General features: G+C 44.8%; 20 protein-coding genes and 3 tRNA genes. 14 read left to right on the top strand and 9 right to left on the bottom strand.

Annotated features, from left to right (window positions below):
* Window positions 1-6: 6 nt before the first annotated feature.
* Complete coding sequence (locus DDT91_RS16385; RefSeq protein WP_187177270.1) at window positions 7-1725, bottom strand: tetratricopeptide repeat protein; 1719 nt, start codon at window positions 1723-1725, stop codon at window positions 7-9.
* A gap of 252 nt (window positions 1726-1977) precedes the next feature.
* Here DDT91_RS16385 and DDT91_RS16390 point away from each other — a divergent pair, with 252 nt between their 5' ends.
* From DDT91_RS16390 to DDT91_RS16415, 6 genes are all read left to right on the top strand, one after another.
* The gene (locus tag DDT91_RS16390) at window positions 1978-2934 is read left to right on the top strand and encodes a glycerophosphodiester phosphodiesterase family protein (RefSeq protein WP_187177271.1); all 957 of its coding nucleotides are present in this window, start codon (window positions 1978-1980) and stop codon (window positions 2932-2934) included.
* On the top strand, window positions 2924-3937 hold the full coding sequence (locus tag DDT91_RS16395; RefSeq protein WP_187177272.1) for a low specificity L-threonine aldolase: 1014 nt from the start codon (window positions 2924-2926) through the stop codon (window positions 3935-3937). The genes DDT91_RS16390 and DDT91_RS16395 overlap by 11 nt, the downstream gene beginning before the upstream one ends.
* A 48-nt stretch (window positions 3938-3985) precedes the next feature.
* On the top strand, window positions 3986-4168 hold the full coding sequence (locus tag DDT91_RS16400) for a hypothetical protein (protein ID WP_187177273.1): 183 nt from the start codon (window positions 3986-3988) through the stop codon (window positions 4166-4168).
* Window positions 4156-4458, top strand: coding sequence for a type II toxin-antitoxin system RelE/ParE family toxin (locus DDT91_RS16405; protein ID WP_187177274.1), 303 nt, complete (start codon window positions 4156-4158; stop codon window positions 4456-4458). Before DDT91_RS16400 ends, DDT91_RS16405 begins: the two co-directional genes overlap by 13 nt.
* Before the next feature lies 1 nt (window position 4459).
* Complete coding sequence (locus DDT91_RS16410; protein WP_187177275.1) at window positions 4460-4702, top strand: HigA family addiction module antitoxin; 243 nt, start codon at window positions 4460-4462, stop codon at window positions 4700-4702.
* Between the two features lie 188 nt (window positions 4703-4890).
* Complete coding sequence (locus DDT91_RS16415) at window positions 4891-6153, top strand: replication-associated recombination protein A (protein WP_187177276.1); 1263 nt, start codon at window positions 4891-4893, stop codon at window positions 6151-6153.
* 224 nt (window positions 6154-6377) lie between these two features.
* On the opposite strand, the gene DDT91_RS16420 is transcribed toward DDT91_RS16415, so the two are convergent.
* The 6 genes from DDT91_RS16420 to DDT91_RS16445 form a co-directional block, all read right to left on the bottom strand.
* Window positions 6378-6626, bottom strand: coding sequence for a GIY-YIG nuclease family protein (locus DDT91_RS16420; RefSeq protein ID WP_187177277.1), 249 nt, complete (start codon window positions 6624-6626; stop codon window positions 6378-6380).
* A 43-nt stretch (window positions 6627-6669) separates the two neighbouring features.
* A tRNA-Cys gene (locus DDT91_RS16425) sits at window positions 6670-6742 on the bottom strand.
* A complete protein-coding gene (locus tag DDT91_RS16430; protein ID WP_187177278.1) occupies window positions 6741-6989 on the bottom strand; it encodes a GIY-YIG nuclease family protein in 249 nt (82 codons plus the stop codon). The genes DDT91_RS16425 and DDT91_RS16430 overlap by 2 nt, the downstream gene beginning before the upstream one ends.
* Window positions 6990-7032: 43 nt before the next feature.
* A tRNA-Val gene (locus DDT91_RS16435) sits at window positions 7033-7107 on the bottom strand.
* Window positions 7108-7302: 195 nt separating this feature from the next.
* Window positions 7303-7377, bottom strand: a tRNA-Val gene (locus DDT91_RS16440).
* A gap of 124 nt (window positions 7378-7501) precedes the next feature.
* Window positions 7502-9328, bottom strand: coding sequence for a TonB-dependent siderophore receptor (locus DDT91_RS16445; protein WP_187177279.1), 1827 nt, complete (start codon window positions 9326-9328; stop codon window positions 7502-7504).
* A 156-nt stretch (window positions 9329-9484) separates the two neighbouring features.
* On the opposite strand from DDT91_RS16445, the gene DDT91_RS16450 reads away from it, so the two are divergent.
* Complete coding sequence (locus DDT91_RS16450) at window positions 9485-11440, top strand: M1 family metallopeptidase (RefSeq protein WP_187177280.1); 1956 nt, start codon at window positions 9485-9487, stop codon at window positions 11438-11440.
* A gap of 174 nt (window positions 11441-11614) precedes the next feature.
* Here the strand turns inward: DDT91_RS16450 and DDT91_RS16455 are convergent, their stop codons facing one another.
* Both DDT91_RS16455 and DDT91_RS16460 read right to left on the bottom strand, forming a co-directional pair.
* Window positions 11615-12718 carry a PLP-dependent aspartate aminotransferase family protein gene (locus DDT91_RS16455; RefSeq protein ID WP_187177281.1) on the bottom strand — a complete coding sequence of 368 codons (1104 nt, stop codon included), beginning with the start codon at window positions 12716-12718 and terminating at the stop codon, window positions 11615-11617.
* Window positions 12719-12826: 108 nt separating this feature from the next.
* Window positions 12827-13303: a DUF4293 domain-containing protein gene (locus tag DDT91_RS16460; RefSeq protein ID WP_187177282.1), complete on the bottom strand. Its 477-nt coding sequence runs from the start codon at window positions 13301-13303 to the stop codon at window positions 12827-12829.
* A gap of 101 nt (window positions 13304-13404) precedes the next feature.
* Between DDT91_RS16460 and truA the strand changes: the two genes are divergently transcribed.
* The 7 genes from truA (at window position 13405) to DDT91_RS16495 (ending at window position 19794) form a co-directional block, all read left to right on the top strand.
* Window positions 13405-14166: a tRNA pseudouridine(38-40) synthase TruA gene (truA, locus tag DDT91_RS16465; protein ID WP_187177283.1), complete on the top strand. Its 762-nt coding sequence runs from the start codon at window positions 13405-13407 to the stop codon at window positions 14164-14166.
* A 7-nt stretch (window positions 14167-14173) separates the two neighbouring features.
* A complete protein-coding gene (locus DDT91_RS16470; protein WP_187177284.1) occupies window positions 14174-15946 on the top strand; it encodes an ABC transporter ATP-binding protein in 1773 nt (590 codons plus the stop codon).
* Between the two features lie 23 nt (window positions 15947-15969).
* Complete coding sequence (locus DDT91_RS16475; RefSeq protein ID WP_187177285.1) at window positions 15970-16554, top strand: hypothetical protein; 585 nt, start codon at window positions 15970-15972, stop codon at window positions 16552-16554.
* A 3-nt stretch (window positions 16555-16557) separates the two neighbouring features.
* Complete coding sequence (locus DDT91_RS16480) at window positions 16558-17070, top strand: hypothetical protein (RefSeq protein WP_187177286.1); 513 nt, start codon at window positions 16558-16560, stop codon at window positions 17068-17070.
* Window positions 17071-17133: 63 nt separating this feature from the next.
* Window positions 17134-17676 (top strand): hypothetical protein, encoded by a 543-nt coding sequence (locus DDT91_RS16485; RefSeq protein ID WP_187177287.1) that lies wholly within the window; start codon window positions 17134-17136, stop codon window positions 17674-17676.
* A gap of 105 nt (window positions 17677-17781) precedes the next feature.
* The gene (gene hemE, locus DDT91_RS16490) at window positions 17782-18807 is read left to right on the top strand and encodes a uroporphyrinogen decarboxylase (protein ID WP_187177288.1); all 1026 of its coding nucleotides are present in this window, start codon (window positions 17782-17784) and stop codon (window positions 18805-18807) included.
* Window positions 18808-19050: 243 nt separating this feature from the next.
* Entirely contained in the window at window positions 19051-19794 is a 744-nt protein-coding gene (locus DDT91_RS16495) for a DUF6733 family protein (protein WP_255502158.1), read from the top strand.
* Window positions 19795-19839 lie beyond the last annotated feature (45 nt).

A 19839-nucleotide genomic window follows, 5' to 3' on the forward strand; every position in this document is an offset into this window, starting at 1 on the left:
TTCAGTCTAGTTTGCCAAAAATGGAACTAAAAGTTGGACTTCGGTTCCTTTTTCGTTTTGCTCTGATCGATCCAGCATTTTCAGTTGGATACGGTTTTTGAGCTTTTTATTGTAATTATCGATTCGCTCGCGGATGATGGATGTTGCCAAAGATCGGTGATTTTCCTTTGCTTGGGAAGTTGAAAGAATACCAACCCCATTGTCACGAACCGAAATCTCAATATAATCTCCGGCAAGTTTAAACTCCACATCGATTCTACCTCCGGAGTCCATCAGGCCATGCTGAATGGCATTTTCCAGAAAGGGCTGCACAAACATTGGAGGAATCGATACTTGACCTTGATCCAGAGATTCATGGCATTCAATCTGAAAATCAAATTCCTTCTGCACTAAAATCTTTTGAATCTCCAGGTAATTTTCCAGCATGCGAATTTCCTCCTCAAGCTGGATAAATTCTAACCTAGAATTTTCCAGTACCTGCCGCATCAGTTTGGAAAACTTCCCCAAATAGCGGGAGGCCGTTTTCCCCTCTGACTTGAGCATGAAGTTTTGGATCGAAGAAAGGGCATTGAAGATAAAGTGCGGATTGAGCTGAGAGCGAAGAAAACGCTGCTCGATCTCGGCCATTTGGGCTTCTGATTTGAGTTTTTTGCGCTGAAAATAGCTATACCCCAAACTCACGAGAAGAACCATGCCAATTCCTCCAAAAATCAAGAACTGGTTTTTTTGAGCGAGTTCCAGCGTTTGAATTTCATTTTCCTGAGAAAGCGCCAGGATTTCGGCTTCCTTCTTTTCGGACTCGTAGCGGGCCTTGAGTTCCTCTAGAGTCTGGATTTTTTCCTGAGAAAAAATGCTATCCCTTGCCTGCTGCCATTTGCGGAAAGACTGAAGAGCGCCTGTTAGGTTTCCTCTTTTTTCCTGAACCAAAGCCAAGCCCTCATAGCCATCCTGAATCAAGGGCCAAGACTGGATTTCCTCTGCGATTTTCAAGCCTCTCTGGTAGTACTCTTCTGAATCGCCTAATTTGGCCTGTGCCGAATAAACATCCGCCAGACCGAGTAAGATCGTGGCAATGTTTCGGGTGAATTGCCCTTCCTCAGCGATTTTCAGGCCTTGGAGGTATTCCTCTTCAGATTTTGAAAGCTCTCCAATTGAAAAATATACTGACCCAAGATTGCTTTTGGCCATCATGACACCTACTTGGATGCCGGCAGTCAGACTGACTTCCTCTACTTTTTCAAAAGCCCAAAGCGCACTGTCGTACTGTTTGAGATTGTCATAAGCCGAACCTAGGTTATTGTAAAGAATGGCTTGGCTTTGGGCATTTTTTTCACTTTCTGCCAATTGAATCGCACTTTTATACACTTCAATTGCCTTTTGAGTTTCGCCAGTTCGATTATAAATAATACCGAGATTATTGTAAACGGCCAAAAGATTGGCAGAAAAATCACCTGCTTTTTTATAGACCCTTTCGGCCTCGAGGACAAAAGAAAGTGCTTTTTCCAGATCCCCGACTTGCAGGTAATAGGCACCGATGGAATTGTTGGCTTGGCCTTCGCCTTTTGCAAATCGGACTTTCTTGGAAATCTCCAAAGCCTCCTCGGCATATGCTTTTCCTCCCTGCTCTTCGGTAAAAGTACTTGCTTCGCAAAGTTCAATCAGCAAATTCACCCGAGTGGTATCAGGCAAATCGGACCGTTCTAGCACTTTTTTCAGGCTATCCATCTTGGAAAGCTGGGCAACAGACGTCGAAGCTCCCAAGCAACAAAGGCAAAGGAGCAGGACATATCTCCTGAATGGGGGAATTTTCAAGGCGTTGAAAGTGGATTGACGAAAGGTGATTTGCAGGCTCAATCAGAGAAATCTAACCCAAATCTAACAGGGAAGGCGCTATTTAAAAAAGGAATTCGGGTTCTCTTCAATTTCAGTTTTTATAATCCGAACCTTTATTTCTATTTAGAGCAAAAAAACGGTCAAATGATTCCAACTACTTTTAGGCTTTTGGCACTCTCTGGTCTACTACTCCTCTGGAGCTGCGAAAGTCCGGATTCCGAAACGGAAAAAGAAGCTTCCCAGGGAGGATTACATTTTACACGAGTATTCGATCTGGAGGAGAACCGGGATTTTTACAGCTGGACTTCAGATCGCATCCCCATGGTATCGGCTCATCGCGGCGGACCTTATCCGGGATTTCCCGAGAATGCCATCGAAACCTTTGAACATGTGCTGAAATACACCCCATCCATCATCGAGCTCGATGTGGCCATGACTCGGGACTCTGTTTTGATACTCATGCATGATGATGAACTCGACCGAACCACCAACGGAACCGGAAAAGTCAACGAGGTGGATTTCGACTATATCCAAAGTCTTTATTTGGAGGATAACGAGGGAAATCTGACTGAATTCAAAGTGCCCACCCTAGACGAAGCATTGATTTGGTCCAAAGGGAAAGTACTTCTGACCGTGGATATCAAGCGATCAGTTCCTTTTGAAAAAGTGGTAGAAGCAGTCCGCAAAAACAAGGCGGAAACCTATGCTGCACTGATCACTTACTCCTTTGATGCAGCCAAAAAACTACATGGAATGGCGCCGGAATTGATGCTTTCGGTAACAATCCGTAATGAAGAAGAAATAGGAAGGTTGGAAGAAACCGGGATTCCTTGGAATCGGGTGATTGCTTTCACCGGTGTGACTGAACGAACTCCTGAATTTAACAAAGCCCTTCACGAAAAAGGGGTATTTACCATTTTAGGCACTTTGGGCAACTTGGATAAAAGTGCTGAAGCCCGAGGAGACGAGCTTTATGCTACTTTTGTCCAAAACGGTGCAGATATCCTGGCCACCGACCGACCCATCGAAGCCGCTAAAGCTATCGAAGCACTTAAACCTAAAACCAGTTCAAAATCCAAGTATTTCACCCATGCTGATTGATTTAAGAAGTGATACCGTGACCCGGCCTACTCCGGGGATGAAAGAAGCCATGTTTACTGCCCCCGTGGGCGATGACGTGTTTGGAGAAGATCCGACCGTCAATGCCCTAGAGGACAAAATCGCGAAGCTATTTGGGATGGAAGCGGCGCTTTTCTGCCCCTCCGGCACCATGACCAATCAGATTGCGATTCGGCTGCATACCGGACCTCAGCGGGAGGTGATCTGCCATCAGCATTCGCACATCTACCTCTATGAAGGCGGTGGCATCATGGCCAATTCACTTGCTTCTGTGAAGCTGTTGTCGGGAGATTTGGGGAAAATCACCGCTGCCCAAGTCGCCGAATCCATCAATCCCGACGATGTGCATGCGCCTGAGACGACCTTGGTTTCTCTGGAAAACACGATGAACAAAGGCGGGGGAAGCATCTATACCTTGGATGAAATCAAGCCCATCCATGTGCTTTGCAAAGAAAAAGGCATCAAGCTTCATTTGGATGGAGCCAGATTGTTCAACGCTTTGGTAGAAACCGGCGAAAGCCCTGCCGATTGGGGAGCGCATTTTGATACCATCTCGATCTGTCTCAGCAAAGGCTTGGGTTGTCCGATTGGGTCAGTTCTTCTCGGATCAAAAGCTGACATCAAGCGAGCCAGAAAAGTCCGAAAAGTATTTGGAGGAGGAATGCGACAGGCGGGATTTCTGGCCGCTGCTGGGATTTATGCCTTGGATCACCAAGTCGAGAGACTGAAAGAAGATCATGAAAGAGCCCGAGCTTTAGGCGAAATGCTAAGCAAGCTGCCAGTAGTATCAGAGATTTTTCCTGTGGCCACCAACATCGTCATCGCCCGATTGGAAGGAACTACTCCGGAGGAATTCATGAAAAAGCTGGCCGAGCAACATATCAAGTCGGTCAAATTCGGAAAGGACTTGGTTCGCTTTGTGACCCACTTGGATTTTGGTGACGAGCACTTGGAGGAATTTGGGAAGAGGATTGGGAAAATTTGAGGTTTGAAATTTGGAATTACCTCCTTAACTTGATCAAAAGCTAAACCTATGATTACCAAAGAGAAAGCGATAGAAGCTATTAAATCCCTTCCTGATGAATTCTCGATTGAAGAATTGATGGATCGATTAATTCTTCTCAATAAAATTGAGACCGGAATCAGACAAACTCAGCAAGGGGAGACTTACACCTCTGAAGAGGCAAAAAGAATGGTCAAGGAATGGTCAAAGTAAGATGGTCAAAGCAAGCCATTGAGGATATTCACAGAATTCAAGAATACTATTCTGATTTTGCCGTGAACTTCTCAATTCAGCTTGTGGATCAAATTTTTGAGAAAGAAAATTTGATAGCTAACCATCCCGAAATCGGCAGAGTAGTGCCAGAATTAAACAATAGGAGCGTAAGGGAAATCATTTTTAGAAACTTCAGAATCATTTATGCCATTTTTGATTCTGAAAGAATCTCGATTTTAACTGTGCACGAAAGCTCTAGGCCACTTTCAAATATTTCAATTTTTGATTGATATGGACAAACTCAAAAACATACATCCGGGTGAAATTCTGAGCGAAGAGTTTTTGAAACCGATGGGAATCACAGCCTATAAATTGGCTAAGGAAACTCATATTCCTCAAACAAGGATCTCTGAGATCATCCTTGGAAAAAGAAGAATTACAGCGGATTCAGCCATCCGCTTTTCGAAATTCTTTGGAACCACTCCAAAATTCTGGCTAGGTCTTCAGGACGATTATGACTTGGAGGAAGAATAAAATTCAAAACAGACAGAATTTGACTCGATAATTCAATATGAATTCAATAAGGCCTGAAAAGGCCTTTTTTTATGGTATTTTGCGAAGCCGATTGAAAATTAAATCTGAAAGGACAGAGCTCTTGATACTAGCATCTTGATACTCGACACCTTCTAATTTCTTGCCTCTAATCTCTTGCTTCTCACCAAATGAACCCCACTCCCCTAGCCGAACGCATGCGCCCCATCCGACTGGAAGATCTGATCGGTCAGGAACATTTGTCTGCGCCATCTTCCTTTCTATACAAAGCCATCAAATCGGGAAATGTGCCTTCGCTGATCCTGTGGGGACCTCCGGGTGTGGGCAAAACCACGATTGCCAACATCATTGCCAATGAGATCAAAGTGCCTTTTTACACCCTGAGTGCGATTAGTTCAGGAGTGAAAGACATCCGGGAAGTCATCGACAAAGCCAAGTTTCAGCGAGGAACGGTCCTTTTCATTGATGAGATTCACCGCTTCAACAAATCCCAACAGGATGCGCTTTTGGGAGCGGTGGAAAAAGGAATCATCCGACTCATCGGCGCCACCACAGAAAATCCTTCCTTCGAAGTCAACTCGGCTTTGCTTTCCCGCTGTCAGGTATTCACGCTGAATCCTTTGGGCAATGCCGAAATGGAGGCGATGATGAAGCAGGCCTTGGAGAAAGATTCGGATCTGAAAAAAATTCAAGTTGAACTTCAGGAAACCGATGCGCTACTTCGGATTTCTGGAGGAGATGGACGAAAACTCCTAAACCTCCTCGAAATCGTCATCGACGGAATCAATGAAAATCCCTGTGTGATCACCGACGAAAAAGTGATGCAAATCGCCCAGCAAAAGGTGGCACTTTATGACAAATCCGGCGAGCAGCACTACGACATCATTTCAGCCTTTATCAAATCGATTCGTGGTTCGGATCCCAATGCAGCCGTGTATTGGTTGGCACGGATGATCGAGGGCGGCGAGGATGTGAAGTTTATCGCCCGAAGGCTGGTGATTTTGGCTTCGGAAGACATCGGGAATGCCAACCCCAATGCCTTACTCCTAGCCACCAATTGTTTTGAAGCGGTGAAAATCATCGGCTACCCCGAAGCCCGGATTATCCTTTCCCAGTGCGTGACCTATCTGGCAAGCTCGCCGAAAAGTAATGCTTCCTACCTAGCCATCAATCAGGCCCAAGCTTTGGTCAAAGAAACGGGAAATCTTTCCGTCCCGCTGCATCTCAGAAATGCTCCAACCAAATTGATGAAAGACCTCAACTATGGCAAAGCCTACAAGTATTCCCATGATTTTCCGGGCAACTTTGTCGAGCAGGAGTTTCTACCCGATGAAATCAAAGGCACCAAACTCTACGAACCCGGAGAAAATGCCCGAGAGAATGAGCTGAGAAAGTATTTGTCTGGGACGTGGAAGGGGAAGTATGGATACTGAAAAGCTGGAAGTCCCAAGACGGCAGACCGAAGATTGAAAACATAGATTGTAGTAGTATAAAAATCTGCGGAAATCTGTGTCCTTTTCTGTGTCAATCTGTGGGAAATAAAAAAGCCCCAGAAAAAGTCTGAGGCTTCGATGTGGAAGTTGATCCCGAAAGCTTTCGGGAGAACCCCCTACCCTCCCGATTGCATCGGGATGCATTGAATCAGCTGAGCTAAACTTTATTTTGAAATCAAATCCTCTATCTTTTTCCGGGATTTCCATGATTTCACTTCTCTTTCTCGTTGATAAGCGTCTGTTTTTTTCGCATACTCTTCGAAATAAAGAACTTCCCAATCTGATAACCCTCCTGTAAAGCCTTTGTGGTTGGAATTGTGTTTTCGAAGTCGATCAGCCAATCCTTCACAAGTATGGCCGATGTAAAATCTATCTTTTGACGGAGAAAAAATTATGTAGAAATAACACGGCATAAGTAAAAATAAAAAAGCCCCAGATTTTTCTGAGGCTTCGATGTGGAAGTTGAGGGATTCGAACCCCCGACCCTCCCGATTGCATCGGGATGCGCTAAACCAGCTGAGCACACTTCAATTCGATATTAATTCTTCAATCTTTTTTCGGGATTTCCATGATTTCACAACTCTTTCCCGTTGATAGGCAGAAGTTTTATTGATGTGCTCTTCATAATAAACCACTTCCCAATCCGCTAATCCACCTGTAAAGCCTTTATGATTAGAATTATGTTTTCGGAGGCGTTCGGCCAATCCTTCGCAAGTATGGCCGATGTAAAATCTATGTTTTGACGGAGAAAAAATTATGTAGAAATAACACGGCATGATTAAAAATAAAAAAAGCCCCAGAAAAATCTGAGGCTAGCTGTGGAAGTTGAGGGATTCGAACCCCCGACCCTCTGCTTGTAAGGCAGATGCTCTGAACCAGCTGAGCTAAACTTCCATTACTTTTTGGTTCTACTCGGATTCTTTCACCCTACTCTCCCGATGTATTCGGGATGCTCTGAACCAGCTGAGCTAAACTTCCATTACTTTTTGGTTCCATTCGGATTCTTTCACCCGACTCTCCCGATGTAGTCGGGATGCTCTGAACCAGCTGAGCTAAACTTCCGAAGTATTTTCGGGAAATTTTTAAACGTGGAAGTTGAGGGATTCGAACCCCCGACCCTCTGCTTGTAAGGCAGATGCTCTGAACCAGCTGAGCTAAACTTCCGATTACCTTTCCTTTCGAAAGGGAATGCAAAGGTAATCTGAATCAATTTGGATGCAAGAGCCCCTACCACTTTTTTTCATTTGAAATTTTCAAACCATTGAAAATGAACTGAAAAAAGTAATTACTACTCTAAATTCACCATAAATCCTGCTCTAAACCATCTTCCAGGCATCTGAACGGTACCTGCTTCGATATAATCGGTATTGGTGATATTGGATGCCTCAGCGAAAAAGCCCAACTTCTTAGTACGGTTGTAATCGGCTCGCATATCCAGCACAAAATACGGATCCAATGCCATTCGCTCCACATAGCGAGCTTTGGTATTCAACTCCAATTTTTGACCCAAACCAAGCAAAATCCCTCCAATAAATTGGTTTCTCAAGGCAGTCAACGCATATCTGGATTCCAATCCCGGTCTTGCATTGAAATTTGCATCGATAAAGTTATAGGACACCATCAGTTCCTTAACCTGAACTGCTTTTCCGTTAGGATTGATCCGGTAATACATACTGGACTCGATCCCGTTGAAAATTACCTCATTGAAATTCTGTGGCTGCCAAGGTTGCTGAGCATTGGTTCGAGTCCATTCGATCAGATTTTCCGAAAAACGATTAAAATACACCAATTCGGCTCTCCATGGACCTTTAGTCCACTTTCCTCCAAACTCAAACGATCTTGCCTGTTCGGGCTGCAAATCAGGATTTCCAATGTTGGTTGGCCCTACATAATACAAGTCGGTGTAGGTTGGAATCCGGAAACTTGACCCAATTCCGGAATAAAACCGTAAAGCTTTGGTGGCCTGATAGCCTACTTCCAATCCGGGAAAATGCTTCCATCCGTATTCAGAATAATAATTGGAATAGACTCCAGCCCGGATATCCGTTTTTTGACCCAGATTGACCAATTGCTCCAAAAAGACCCCAACCAAGGAACGATCATGATCTCCCAGATTAGTGGACTCGATAGCTTCTTTCCGTGTTTCGACCCCGAATCCAGTCGTCCCCCATTTACTTTTGTAACTTCCGTTTGCCTCGATGGCAAAGACATCTGAGGTGTGAAGGTTGCGGTAAAAATCGGGTTCATTTCTTCGCAACAAGTACTCATCTGCATTTCTTCTCCAATAGGCTCTGGTATTGAGATACCATTGATTTTTGGAAAAAGTATGAGAAAGAGAAGTTAAAGTCGTTTGAATGCTTTCCCACTGATCTGGGAAAGCTGAGGTATAAAACCCATTGGCACCAAAAGTCCGATCGGTGTAGGCCACCATTCCACGGAGTTCATGTGCATCGTTCAGTTGAACCCCACCTTCGTAAAAAATATTGCTGACTTTGTAATCCGAATTATACCAATGACCATTAGAGTCATCATAGGAAATCGCAAGATTCTGACGGTATTTTCCGGCAGGAAGTGATCCGGCAAAATTGATCCCTTTCATTCCAAAATCTCCGGCATAGCCCTGAAGTCGAAGGCTTCTCACATCAGAAAGCTGAGTGATGACATTGACCGCACCCGTATAGGCATTTTGACCAAATATCCGTGAACCCGGACCTTTCAAAACCTCCACTCGCTCGATATTGACCAAAGGAACGGGTATATTCATCATGTGATGACCTGTCTGCGGATCGGTAAGCTTGATTCCATTAAGGAGCATGAGTGTCTGCTCAAAACTACCTCCACGGATACCGATATCCGCCTGAACACCCGTGACGCCACGCTGACGCACATCCACTCCTGGTACAAAGCTCAACACTTCCTGTAAGCTTCGGGCAGGTGTAGTCTCCAACTGCTGTCGGTCAACCACGGAGATATTTCTACTTTGCTTGGAAAAAGGAATTTGAATTCGGTTTTCCTGGATGAGCACTTCATCCAGTTTTTGGGTGGTGGTATCTGTTTGGGCTTGAAGTTGCAGCGAACCCACAAACAGACCTACCATTGACAGTGCTTTTTTCATTGAGGTAGTTGGTAATTTGAGATCAAAGGTAAATGTGTTTTTCCCCAGGAAACAAAAATCCTTCAAAATCGAAAAAGGTTAAAGTCTGTGAGTTGTGTAAAAAAAATTCGCCAAAAGCACATTTGTCCCTATTTTGAGCCGAAATCAAAACGAATCATGAAGAAACTAACCCTGCTAGGTGGACTTTTGTCCATTTTTATTCTGACCGCAACTTTTCCTGCTTTTTCTCAGCAAGGGAAAGACAATAATCAGAAGGACTTCTCGGAGTTTATGGACCGAAAAGGAAACAGCTATCGCACCGCCTCCGGAAAACCCGGAGAAGCCTACTGGCAAAATGCCGCTGACTATCAAATCGAAGTGGCCTTGGATGAAGCCAGTCACACGCTCTCCGGCAAAGTCACCATCACCTATACCAACAATAGTCCGGAAAGTCTCGATTTCATTTGGCTTCAGCTAGAGCAAAATCGGTTTACGCCCACTTCAAGAGGAACATTGACTACTCCCGTCCAAGGGAACCGATACAATGGAGACACGGACGGAGGCTATGACATCAGCAATGTATCCGCCAAAGTGGGCCCGAAAGGAACTCTTTCCTCCAAGCACTTGATCGAAGACACTCGCATGCAAGTCTGGTTCAATGAGCCGATTCCTGGCCGAGGCGGCAAAGCGACCGTTTCCATGGATTTTTCTTTTAAAGTCCCCCAAAAAGGTATGGACCGCATGGGTAGACTGAAAGTGAAAGACGGCTGGATCTATGCCTTTGCGCAGTGGTATCCCAAAGTGGCGGTTTTTGACGAAACTGAAGGATGGAACGTAGAACCTTACCTTGGCGCAGGAGAGTTTTACCTGGAATATGGAAACTTTGACTACAAAGTGACTGTGCCATACAATCACATCGTGGTGGGGTCAGGGAAGTTGATGAACCCTACCGAAGTGCTTTCCAAAGAACTCCAAACACGATACGCAAAAGCAGCTCAAAGTGAGGAAACGGTTTATTTGGTTTCTCCTGAAGAAATCAAAAACACCGCACTCACCCGACCTAAACAAAGCGGTACCGTGACCTGGCACTTCCGTATCCAAAATGCACGCGACATCGCTTTTGCCACCTCTGACTCCTTCATTTGGGATGCTTCCCGCATCAACCTTCCCAGCGGGAAGACTGCCTTGGCCCAGTCCGTTTACCCGATGGAAAGCAATGGTCAAGATGCCTGGACTAGATCTACCGAATACAGTAAGGCTTCCATCGAATATTACAGCAAGCAATGGTTTGAGTTCCCTTACGAGACTGCTACCAACGTCGCTGCCGACATCAATGGCATGGAGTATCCAGGGTTAAACTTCTGTCACTACAACTCCAAAGGAGCTTCCCTATGGGGAGTAACTGACCATGAATTTGGTCATAACTGGTTCCCTATGATCGTGGGGTCCAATGAGCGTCGCTATGCTTGGATGGACGAAGGCTTCAACACCTTCATTAACCACTACAGCTCTAATGCTTTCAACAACGGCGAATATCCGTCCACACTAAATCAAACCCGCCGATTTAACGGATACTTCACAAGCGAAAGCCGAGAGGGAATCGACAACTATCCGGATGTCACTGATACTAGAAATCTGGGAATGGTGGCTTACATGAAACCTGCCATCGGCCTAGTCATGCTGAGAGAATACATCCTAGGACATGAGCGATTCGACAATGCTTTTCGCTCCTACATCAAAACCTGGGCATATAAGCATCCTCAACCTGCCGATTTCTTCAATCACATGGAAAATGTAGCCGGAGAAAACCTATCCTGGTTTTGGAAGGGATGGTTTTATGGAAACGGGAACATCGATTTGGGCATCAATTCTGTACAGCCATACGGGGGAAATTACCTCGTGAACTTGGTGAATAAAGGAGACTTCCCTATGCCCGTGATCTTGGAATTTACCTATGAAGACAATTCTACAGAACGCGTCAAACTACCGGTGGAAATCTGGCAACGCGGCGATACTTGGGGATACTTACACAAGACCTCCAAGCAAGTGAAAAAAGTCGAAATCGATCCAGACAAGGTCATTACAGACATCAACCTTGGCAATGACAGCTGGCCTGTTGAGATCTACAAGTAAGCAAAAAGGTCCTGAGTTTTCGATCAGGACCTTTTCTTTTTCAAAGTTTGATATTCGTCGTTCGCTGTTCAGTATTCTATTACCCTGATGAAGAATGAAATCATTGAGTTTTTTAAGTCACAAGCCTACTTTAAATGTCGAAATTCATCATTCTAAAATCGTAATTCCAGATTTTCACCCTAGAGCCTGATCCATATCCTCCAGCAAATCATCCGTATGCTCCAAGCCAACAGAAACCCGAAGTAAGTTTGGGGGAGTCAAGGTGTCAGGACCTTCCACTGCTGCTCTTCGCTCGATCAGACTTTCCACTCCTCCCAAACTGGTGGCATTGACAAAATAGTTCAGCTTAGACACTACAAGATCGGCATCTTCTGCTCCGCCTTTTACGGTAAATGAAACTACGCCACCAAAGCCACTCATCTGGCTGGCCGCAATAGCATGTCCCGGATGAGACTTCAAACCCGGATAAAAAACTTTCTCTACATGGGGATGATTAAGGAGAAACTCCGCTAAGATCATCGCATGCTCCGCATGACCTTTCATCCGATAGGCCAACGTACGGATGCTTCGGGTCAACCAATAACAATCCGCAGGAGAAGGCACTGCCCCGCCTACACGTTGAACGATTCGGATTTTGTCCCAAAAGGAATCTTTTTCCTTGGTGATTAATGCTCCTCCTAGAATGTCCGAATGTCCTCCAAAATACTTGGTACTGCTGTGCATCACGATATCCGCACCCAAATCCAGGGGATTTTGGAATACCGGAGTAGCAAATGTATTGTCACAGGCTAAAATCGCCCCCTGAGCTTTCGCCAATTGGGCAATGGCTCGAATATCTGTAATCTTCAAAAGAGGATTGGAAGGGGTTTCTATCCAAAAGAGCTTGGTGTTGGGACGAACGGCATTTTTGACTGCTTCCAGATTACTCATATCCACAAAAGTCACCTCCAAAACTCCCGCAAAAAGTTGCACCATGGAATTATGCAAGCCGTGGTACATGTCGTTTGGCGCGATGATATGAGATCCGGGCTCAAGGGCCTGGTAAACGGCCGTACCTGCTGCATTTCCTGAGGAAAACGCTGCGGCATCCGCGCCTTTCTCCATCGCTGCAAGCACTTCTTCCAAGGCAGTCCGGTTGGGATTTCCTGCACGGGTGTAGAGCATATTCCCCTCATTCCCGTGTTCAAAGGTGGTACTCAAGGTAATGGGCTGCACCACAGGGGCATTTTTGTCCGTGATGTGATTGCCTTTATGGATGGTCAGGGTTTCGAATTTCATAGGTCAAGTTTCTTACAGGTCAATTTAGGAAAGACAAACTCAGGAAGGAAAGCATTTAGTCACAAAAGGAAAACAAAAAAGCCCGGCGGTAAGGCCGGGCTTGATTTGCTATCTGATCCGATCTACTGAACGGACCAGTGCTTCATCTTTCTTGATAAATCGGTTAGCCAGCATATTCATCACCATAGCTACCAAAATCGACCAAAAACCGATCTCGTAGCTTCCTCCATCTTGGGCTTGGATACTGGAATTGATACCGTTGGTAGTCAGAAAAGTGGCCGCTACCAAAGAAACCATGACCAGGGAATTGATCATGTTGAGCAGCATCTGACGCGAACGGGTTCGGTATTGGAAAATCGAAATCATGGCCAAAAGCCCTGCAAAGGCCGCCAAGGCTCCGAGGTACCACTTGGAGGAGGTTTGAATCACCTCCCCGTTTGCATCTAAATTGGATAGAGTGAATGCCGTGAGATTCCAAGTATCGCCTTGTGTGCCTCCTGTTTGGTTCCAAAGCTCAGTACCGATGGTCACACCCATGGCTACGGCAACAAGGAAAAGAAATATCGTTTGAACGCGCTGAATCATGATGGTTTAAATTTTGGGCAAAGAAAAAGCCTTCCCCCCGGAATATCAAGAAAACAAATCTCGGCGGGCGAATTGATTGGGAATAGTATCTTTGCGCCTGCATGAACGAGATGACAATTCGGTATTTTCTGGAACTGAGTTACCATGGAGGTCCATTTCACGGATGGCAGATCCAGCAAAATGCCTTTACCGTACAGGAATGTATAGAAAAAGCGCTCAGCACGTATTTCAGAGAACCGATTTTCATCATGGGAAGCGGCAGAACCGACACAGGTGTCCATGCAAGCATGCAGGTTTGCCATTTTGACTTAAAAAATCAGATCCCAAGCGAAAATTTCCTGAAAGCAATCAATGCCATCCTTCCAAAAGAAATTGCCATCCGCTCAGTCCGAAGAGTAAAACCGGATGCTCATGCCCGATTTGATGCAATAAAGCGATCTTATTTCTACAGAATTACATTCTCCAAAAATCCTTTCTTGGAAGGCTTGGCTTGGCAACTTTTTCATCATCCTGATGTGGACAAAATGAATGAAGCGGCTCAAATCCTCCTTCAACACGAGGATTTTGAGTGCTTTAGCAAAGTCCATACGGAAGTCAATCATTTCCGTTGCAAGATTTATGAAGCACATTGGGAACAAAAAGATAACCAATTGTTATTCCATATTACCGCAAATCGCTTTTTGCGTGGGATGGTACGGGCAATTGTAGGAACTTTGCTTGAAATTGGATTTGGCCATAAGCAAGTCGAAGACCTTGAGCGCATCATTTTATCCAAAGACCGAACTCAGGCAGGAAAAGCAGCTCCAGCCAAAGGACTGTATTTGAGCCTAATCGAATATCCATCAGACATTTACCTAGACTAATCAGGCTTTGAGCTTAGAAAAAGAAAAAGAGTCCTCCGGGGAAATTATAGACATGAAAGTCTTGAGACAGCTTTATACCTATGTAAAGCCCTATCAAGCTCAGTTCTATTTTTTGGTTTTTCTCACGATCGCCTTGGCGATATTGGCTCCTACCCGACCCTACTACATCCAAGTCGCCATTGATGAATATGTCGCGGTGGGTGATACGGCTGGTTTAATTCAGATCATCTACATCTTGGTAGGCCTGATGGTTGTACAGGCAGTCGCTCAATGGGCCCACACCTACTATTCAGGCTGGATCGGTCAGGTCATCATCAAAGATATCCGAGCACGGCTCTACAAGCACCTACTTAAACTCCGACTGAAATTTTTTGACAATACTCCGATAGGAAGACTGGTTACTCGAAATGTATCAGATATTGAAACACTCGCCGATGTCTTCAGTGAAGGCTTGGCGGCCATACTTGGAGATTTGCTGCAGATCATTACGATTTTGGGCGTAATGTTCTATATCGACTGGAAGTTGACCTTGGTCAGCTTGAGTACGCTGCCCCTCCTGATCATTTCCACCTATGTCTTCAAAGAAAAAATCAAGGTCACTTTCAACGATGTACGAAATGCGGTTTCTAACCTGAATTCCTTTTTGCAAGAGCACATTACAGGGATGAACATCGTGCAGATTTTCAATCGGGAGAAGCGAGAATACGAGAAATTCAAAGAAATCAACCGGGAGCACCGTGCAGCGCACATTCGTTCCGTATTGTATTATTCCGTGTATTTTCCTGTGGCTGAGATCATCCAAGCCATCGGGATCGGCCTGGTGGTATGGTATGGAGCAGTAGGTGTGCTAGGACTGGAATTGCAGATAGGTGTACTGATTTCCTTTATCATGTACCTGCAGCTGTTCTTCAGACCGATAAGGATGATAGCTGACCGGTTCAACACACTGCAAATGGGTGTAGTAAGCTCCTCAAGGATTTTCAAATTACTTGCCTCCACAGAGCATATTGCCAATGAAGGCAATTTCAAACCTGAGAAAATTCAGGGGAACATCAAGCTAGAAAATGTTTGGTTTGCCTACAATGACGAGGAGTATGTCCTCAAAGACATCAGCTTTGAAGTCAAAAAAGGGCAGACCATCGCTTTGGTTGGAGCTACCGGGGCTGGCAAATCCTCCATCATCAACCTGATTTCAAGATTCTACGAAATCAACAAAGGCCACATTTACATAGACGGGACAGATATTCGAGACTTTGAATTGGGAGCTCTAAGAAAGCACATCGGCGTGGTGCTGCAGGACGTGTTTCTTTTCTCCAACAGTATCTATCACAACATCACCCTCGGCAATCCTTCCATTTCCAAAGAACAGGTAATGGAAGCTGCTGAGCTTGTTGGAGCCCGAAAATTCATTGAAAAACTCCCCGGAGGATTGGACTACAATGTAATGGAGCGAGGCTCTACCCTATCTGTAGGTCAGCGACAACTGATTTCTTTCGTTCGGGCCATGGTATACAACCCTGAGATCCTGATTCTGGATGAAGCGACTTCCTCCGTGGATACTGAAACTGAAGAGTTGATCCAAGAGTCAATCGAGAAGATGATGAAAGGAAGGACTTCCATCGTCATTGCACACAGGCTGTCCACTATTCAAAAAGCAGATCAAATTTTAGTCCTTCATAAAGGAGAAATCGTAGAAACAGGCACCCATGAATCACTCTTGGAAAAAGGCGGTTACTACACCCAGTTGCACCAAATGCAACTCAAAATGATGGCTATTTAATTTGTGATACTAAACCAACTTCTATGAAAATTAAGTTTCTGTTTGTCTTTCTCCTGATCCCTTTAGCTGGGTTTTCACAGGAAAGAGGAGCCGGAATTCGGTTGGGAGAACCTTTTTCCCTCACTTACAAGGACTTTCTAGATGATTACCTTTCCTTTGAAGTAATGCTTGGTGCAGGAAGTCCAAACGGAAAGGATTACTACCAACGATCTTTCGAAAACAACCCTCCTTCTTCCAACGCATTTTACCTGAACCATTCTGCTTCAAGAGGAATCTCCCTGAATGGAAGAATGGCGCTACACGAAGACATAACCGACATGTTTGAAATCACCCAGGGATATTTGTTGGGCTATGTAGGCGCTGGTGCTCAATTGCGGACGACATACATCGATTACAGCTATTTTCTCAGCCCTAACTTGCCCGGCAACCCTGTATTGAGTGAAAAAAGAACCAATATTGATTTTGGTCCGGAGGCTTTTGCTGGGGCTGAGTATTATTTTGATGAGACGCCCATCAGCGTGTTTGCGGAGATTGGTTTTTTTCTTGAACTCATCGACCGAGTCAACTTCAAAGGACAGGGAGGAATCGGGGTCAGATATTTGTTTTGATTGATGAAAAAGATTGGAATATTCGGCATAGCATCAGCCATCACCTTAGCAGTGGCATGCTATTTTTTCATCCAGCTGGGAGGAAATAACCCTATTGAAATTACCCTCATTGAAGGGAATCCTGAGACATTAGCCGGAAAGACCTTCAAGGGTATCCCCCAGGACAAAAAACTGGAGGAAACTTTCAAAGCTATTGAAACGCAGCAATCGCTAAATCCCGGATCAAAAATTCACACCATTTACTACATCGAACCCGCTGGAAAATTAGATACAATGGAGGTTTTTGTGGGCCTTAATCTTCCTTTTGCCTCAGGAGAATTGGAACCTAAATCCTTCCAAGAAAGTCGTTATTTAGTGGCAAAAGTGAGTGCCAATAAGTGGGTTATGCCCGGTCCAAATAAAGTCAAAGCCAAGCTGGAAGAATTTGCCCAGGAAAACAAAGTGAAGTTGAGTGGGATTTTTATCGATAAGATTATCAGCGAGACAGAAGTCCATGTGATCGCACCCATAAAATAGCTTTATTTTTTCTCAAACCTTGGCACGATCCATGCCGTGGAAAGCTCATAAACTAACTCAACTATGAAAAAAATAGCCGCGATTTTGGGGTTGATTACCTTGGTAGCTTTTCAATCCTGCGAAGGGCCAATGGGGCCGATCGGACCAGAAGGACCCCAGGGTCCCCAAGGACAACCGGGAGTAAATATTGTCAGTGAAGTATTCCAAGTGGATGTTGACTTTACCGAGGCAAACAATTTTGAGCGAATCTTTGATTTCAACCCCAGGATTGTTGAAAGCGATGTGGTATTGGCTTTTATCAGGTGGGAAACCAATGGACAAACTCCCATTTGGAGAGCTCTTCCTCAAACAGTATTTTTCAATGAGGGCGTGCTAATGTACAATTACGATTTCACCAGAGACGACTTTAGACTGTTTTTGGATGGCCCAATTGATTACAGAACTCTGAGCGCAGACTGGACAAGGGGTCAACGATTTAGAATTGTAGTGGTACCAGGAGATTTTGCCGGAGCCCGTATCGATTGGACTGACTACGAGGCGGTAACCAAAATGCTTGGTATTGAAGAAAAGGACTTTCTAGAGTCTCAACTCCAACCTAGAGATTGAGGTCTTAACAAAATAAACTCAAACAGAGCCATCGGAAAGACGGCTCTGTTTTTTTATGTGTGATTTTATCCTTCCCAAATAAAATTCCGAGCCTATCTTTGCGCCATGCAACTCCAAAACGATCTGCTGCTCCGGGCAGCGAGAGGTGAAAAAACCGAACGAACTCCAGTATGGCTGATGCGACAGGCGGGCCGAATCCTTCCGGAATACCGAGCTGTACGCGAATCTGTCAGTGGATTTATTGAATTGGCGCAGACTCCCGAGCTAGCCGCCGAGGTGACTATCCAGCCTGTAGACATTCTGGGTGTGGATGCTGCCATCATTTTTTCGGATATCCTGGTGATCCCAGAAGCCATGGGCTTGCCTTATGAGATGGTGGAAAAGAGAGGACCTTGGTTTCCTGCCAATGTCCGATCCGAAACTGACCTAAAAAAACTCCGAGTGGCAGACGGAGACAATGACCTGAAGTATGTGATTGATGCCATTCATATCACCAAGAAAAACCTCAACGGCCGAGTTCCTTTGATAGGTTTTGCAGGAGCTCCTTGGACGATTTTTGCCTACATGGTAGAAGGAAGCGGGAGCAAGACCTTCTCCAAATCCAGAGAAATGCTCTATCGTGAGCCTGTTTTCTCCCACAAGTTACTTCAGCTGATCACTGACTCTACCATCAATTATCTGAAAGCTCAGATCCGTGCAGGAGCAGATTTGGTTCAGATTTTTGACAGCTGGGCCGGAATCTTGGGACCAAAGCAATACCAAGAGTTTTCCTTGAATTACATCTCTCAAATTTGTGATGCTATTACCGAAGTTCCGGTGACGGTTTTTGCCAAAGGAGCATTTTTTGCCAGAGAAGAAATGGCTAAACTGAACTGCGAAACAATTGGACTGGACTGGAACATGGGCATCGAAGAGTCCAGAAAGCTAATTGGCCCAAATAAAACCTTACAGGGCAATCTTGATCCAGCTGCCCTTTATGGCAATCCAGAACAGGTAAGAGCCGCAACCATAGAAATGATGGAGGAATTCCGGGGAGCCAGACACATTGCCAATCTGGGTCATGGGGTGTATCCTGACATTGATCCGGAGATGGTCAAAATATTCATTCAAACCGTCAAAGAGTTCCAATAAGGGACTCAGAAACACCAAAAGGGGCCTCGAGGCCCCTTTTTTATTATAAGGCAATTTTAATAAATATTTTTTATGATTTACAAAAACAATAATTATTAAGTCATTTTTTTACATTTTTTTCAATGAAAATGTTTTTTCTTTAGAAACTTGATTTTATTTTCAACCAGATTTTGATTTTAAAACAAGTATTAAATCAGAACTGCATCAATTTTAAACCTATTTCAAACCTTTAAACACTAATTCATGAAAAACATGTTCAAAATCAAACCAAATGGATTTAAATCCATTCTTTTTCTAGCATTTGGCTTGATCATGGCAGCAAATCAGGCCATAGCTCAAGAGGAAAAGCAGTTCAACTTCTCGGTTGCCCTGAATTCCGATCAATTTTTCGGATTCTACCCTACCTTCCAGGGTTCCTATGGGTTTTCAGACAAGACTGCTTTGACTTTCTATGGTATCCACTGGGGAGGTGGCACAGGTGCTGCTTGGGGTAACTGGACCGAGTTCGGTTTGGGGGCCAACTTCCAAGCAGGCGAAGGACTATCCATCAATCCACAGATCGGGATTCTAAATGGAAATTTGCTGAGTTCGGGCACCGGTGGACCAGCTATTTTTGGTGACGGTATCGTTCCCAACCTGACAGTAAACTTGTTGAAAGAAAAAGTGGAAGGTCAGTTCTACTTTGGATACTACGCGCCTTTACGCGATGAAGCTCCTGCCAATGGCACCACTTTGTCATACATTCACTATTGGCTCAACTTGGGTTATCGTGCAAGTGATTTCTTCTCTTTTGGGGCGCACTACGAGCATTTGATCAACTCAGGAGGATCCGATGGCAGAGCATCAACAGATGTATATCAGTGGCTTGGACCTTACGTGCAGTTCAGCAAGCCTACAGGCGGACTATTTGCCAGATTCTCCTTTGGCACCGACTTGGTAGAAGGCAACGATTCCTTCTTCAAGCTGGCCACCGGATTCAGCTTCTAATCAGACAACCAACGTTACAAGAACCAAAAAGCCGGGACGACATAT

Source organism: Algoriphagus sp. AK58, from assembly GCF_014324365.1.
In the GTDB taxonomy this organism is placed as follows: domain Bacteria; phylum Bacteroidota; class Bacteroidia; order Cytophagales; family Cyclobacteriaceae; genus Algoriphagus.

Coding starts and splice junctions, on each gene's coding strand:
- DDT91_RS16385 (WP_187177270.1), bottom strand. CDS start 1,725: ATGGATAGCCTGAAAAAAGTGCTAGAACGGTCCGATTTGCCTGATACC.
- DDT91_RS16390 (WP_187177271.1), top strand. CDS start 1,978: ATGATTCCAACTACTTTTAGGCTTTTGGCACTCTCTGGTCTACTACTC.
- DDT91_RS16395 (WP_187177272.1), top strand. CDS start 2,924: ATGCTGATTGATTTAAGAAGTGATACCGTGACCCGGCCTACTCCGGGG.
- DDT91_RS16400 (WP_187177273.1), top strand. CDS start 3,986: ATGATTACCAAAGAGAAAGCGATAGAAGCTATTAAATCCCTTCCTGAT.
- DDT91_RS16405 (WP_187177274.1), top strand. CDS start 4,156: ATGGTCAAAGTAAGATGGTCAAAGCAAGCCATTGAGGATATTCACAGA.
- DDT91_RS16410 (WP_187177275.1), top strand. CDS start 4,460: ATGGACAAACTCAAAAACATACATCCGGGTGAAATTCTGAGCGAAGAG.
- DDT91_RS16415 (WP_187177276.1), top strand. CDS start 4,891: ATGAACCCCACTCCCCTAGCCGAACGCATGCGCCCCATCCGACTGGAA.
- DDT91_RS16420 (WP_187177277.1), bottom strand. CDS start 6,626: ATGCCGTGTTATTTCTACATAATTTTTTCTCCGTCAAAAGATAGATTT.
- DDT91_RS16430 (WP_187177278.1), bottom strand. CDS start 6,989: ATGCCGTGTTATTTCTACATAATTTTTTCTCCGTCAAAACATAGATTT.
- DDT91_RS16445 (WP_187177279.1), bottom strand. CDS start 9,328: ATGAAAAAAGCACTGTCAATGGTAGGTCTGTTTGTGGGTTCGCTGCAA.
- DDT91_RS16450 (WP_187177280.1), top strand. CDS start 9,485: ATGAAGAAACTAACCCTGCTAGGTGGACTTTTGTCCATTTTTATTCTG.
- DDT91_RS16455 (WP_187177281.1), bottom strand. CDS start 12,718: ATGAAATTCGAAACCCTGACCATCCATAAAGGCAATCACATCACGGAC.
- DDT91_RS16460 (WP_187177282.1), bottom strand. CDS start 13,303: ATGATTCAGCGCGTTCAAACGATATTTCTTTTCCTTGTTGCCGTAGCC.
- truA (WP_187177283.1), top strand. CDS start 13,405: ATGAACGAGATGACAATTCGGTATTTTCTGGAACTGAGTTACCATGGA.
- DDT91_RS16475 (WP_187177285.1), top strand. CDS start 15,970: ATGAAAATTAAGTTTCTGTTTGTCTTTCTCCTGATCCCTTTAGCTGGG.
- DDT91_RS16480 (WP_187177286.1), top strand. CDS start 16,558: ATGAAAAAGATTGGAATATTCGGCATAGCATCAGCCATCACCTTAGCA.
- DDT91_RS16485 (WP_187177287.1), top strand. CDS start 17,134: ATGAAAAAAATAGCCGCGATTTTGGGGTTGATTACCTTGGTAGCTTTT.
- hemE (WP_187177288.1), top strand. CDS start 17,782: ATGCAACTCCAAAACGATCTGCTGCTCCGGGCAGCGAGAGGTGAAAAA.
- DDT91_RS16495 (WP_255502158.1), top strand. CDS start 19,051: ATGAAAAACATGTTCAAAATCAAACCAAATGGATTTAAATCCATTCTT.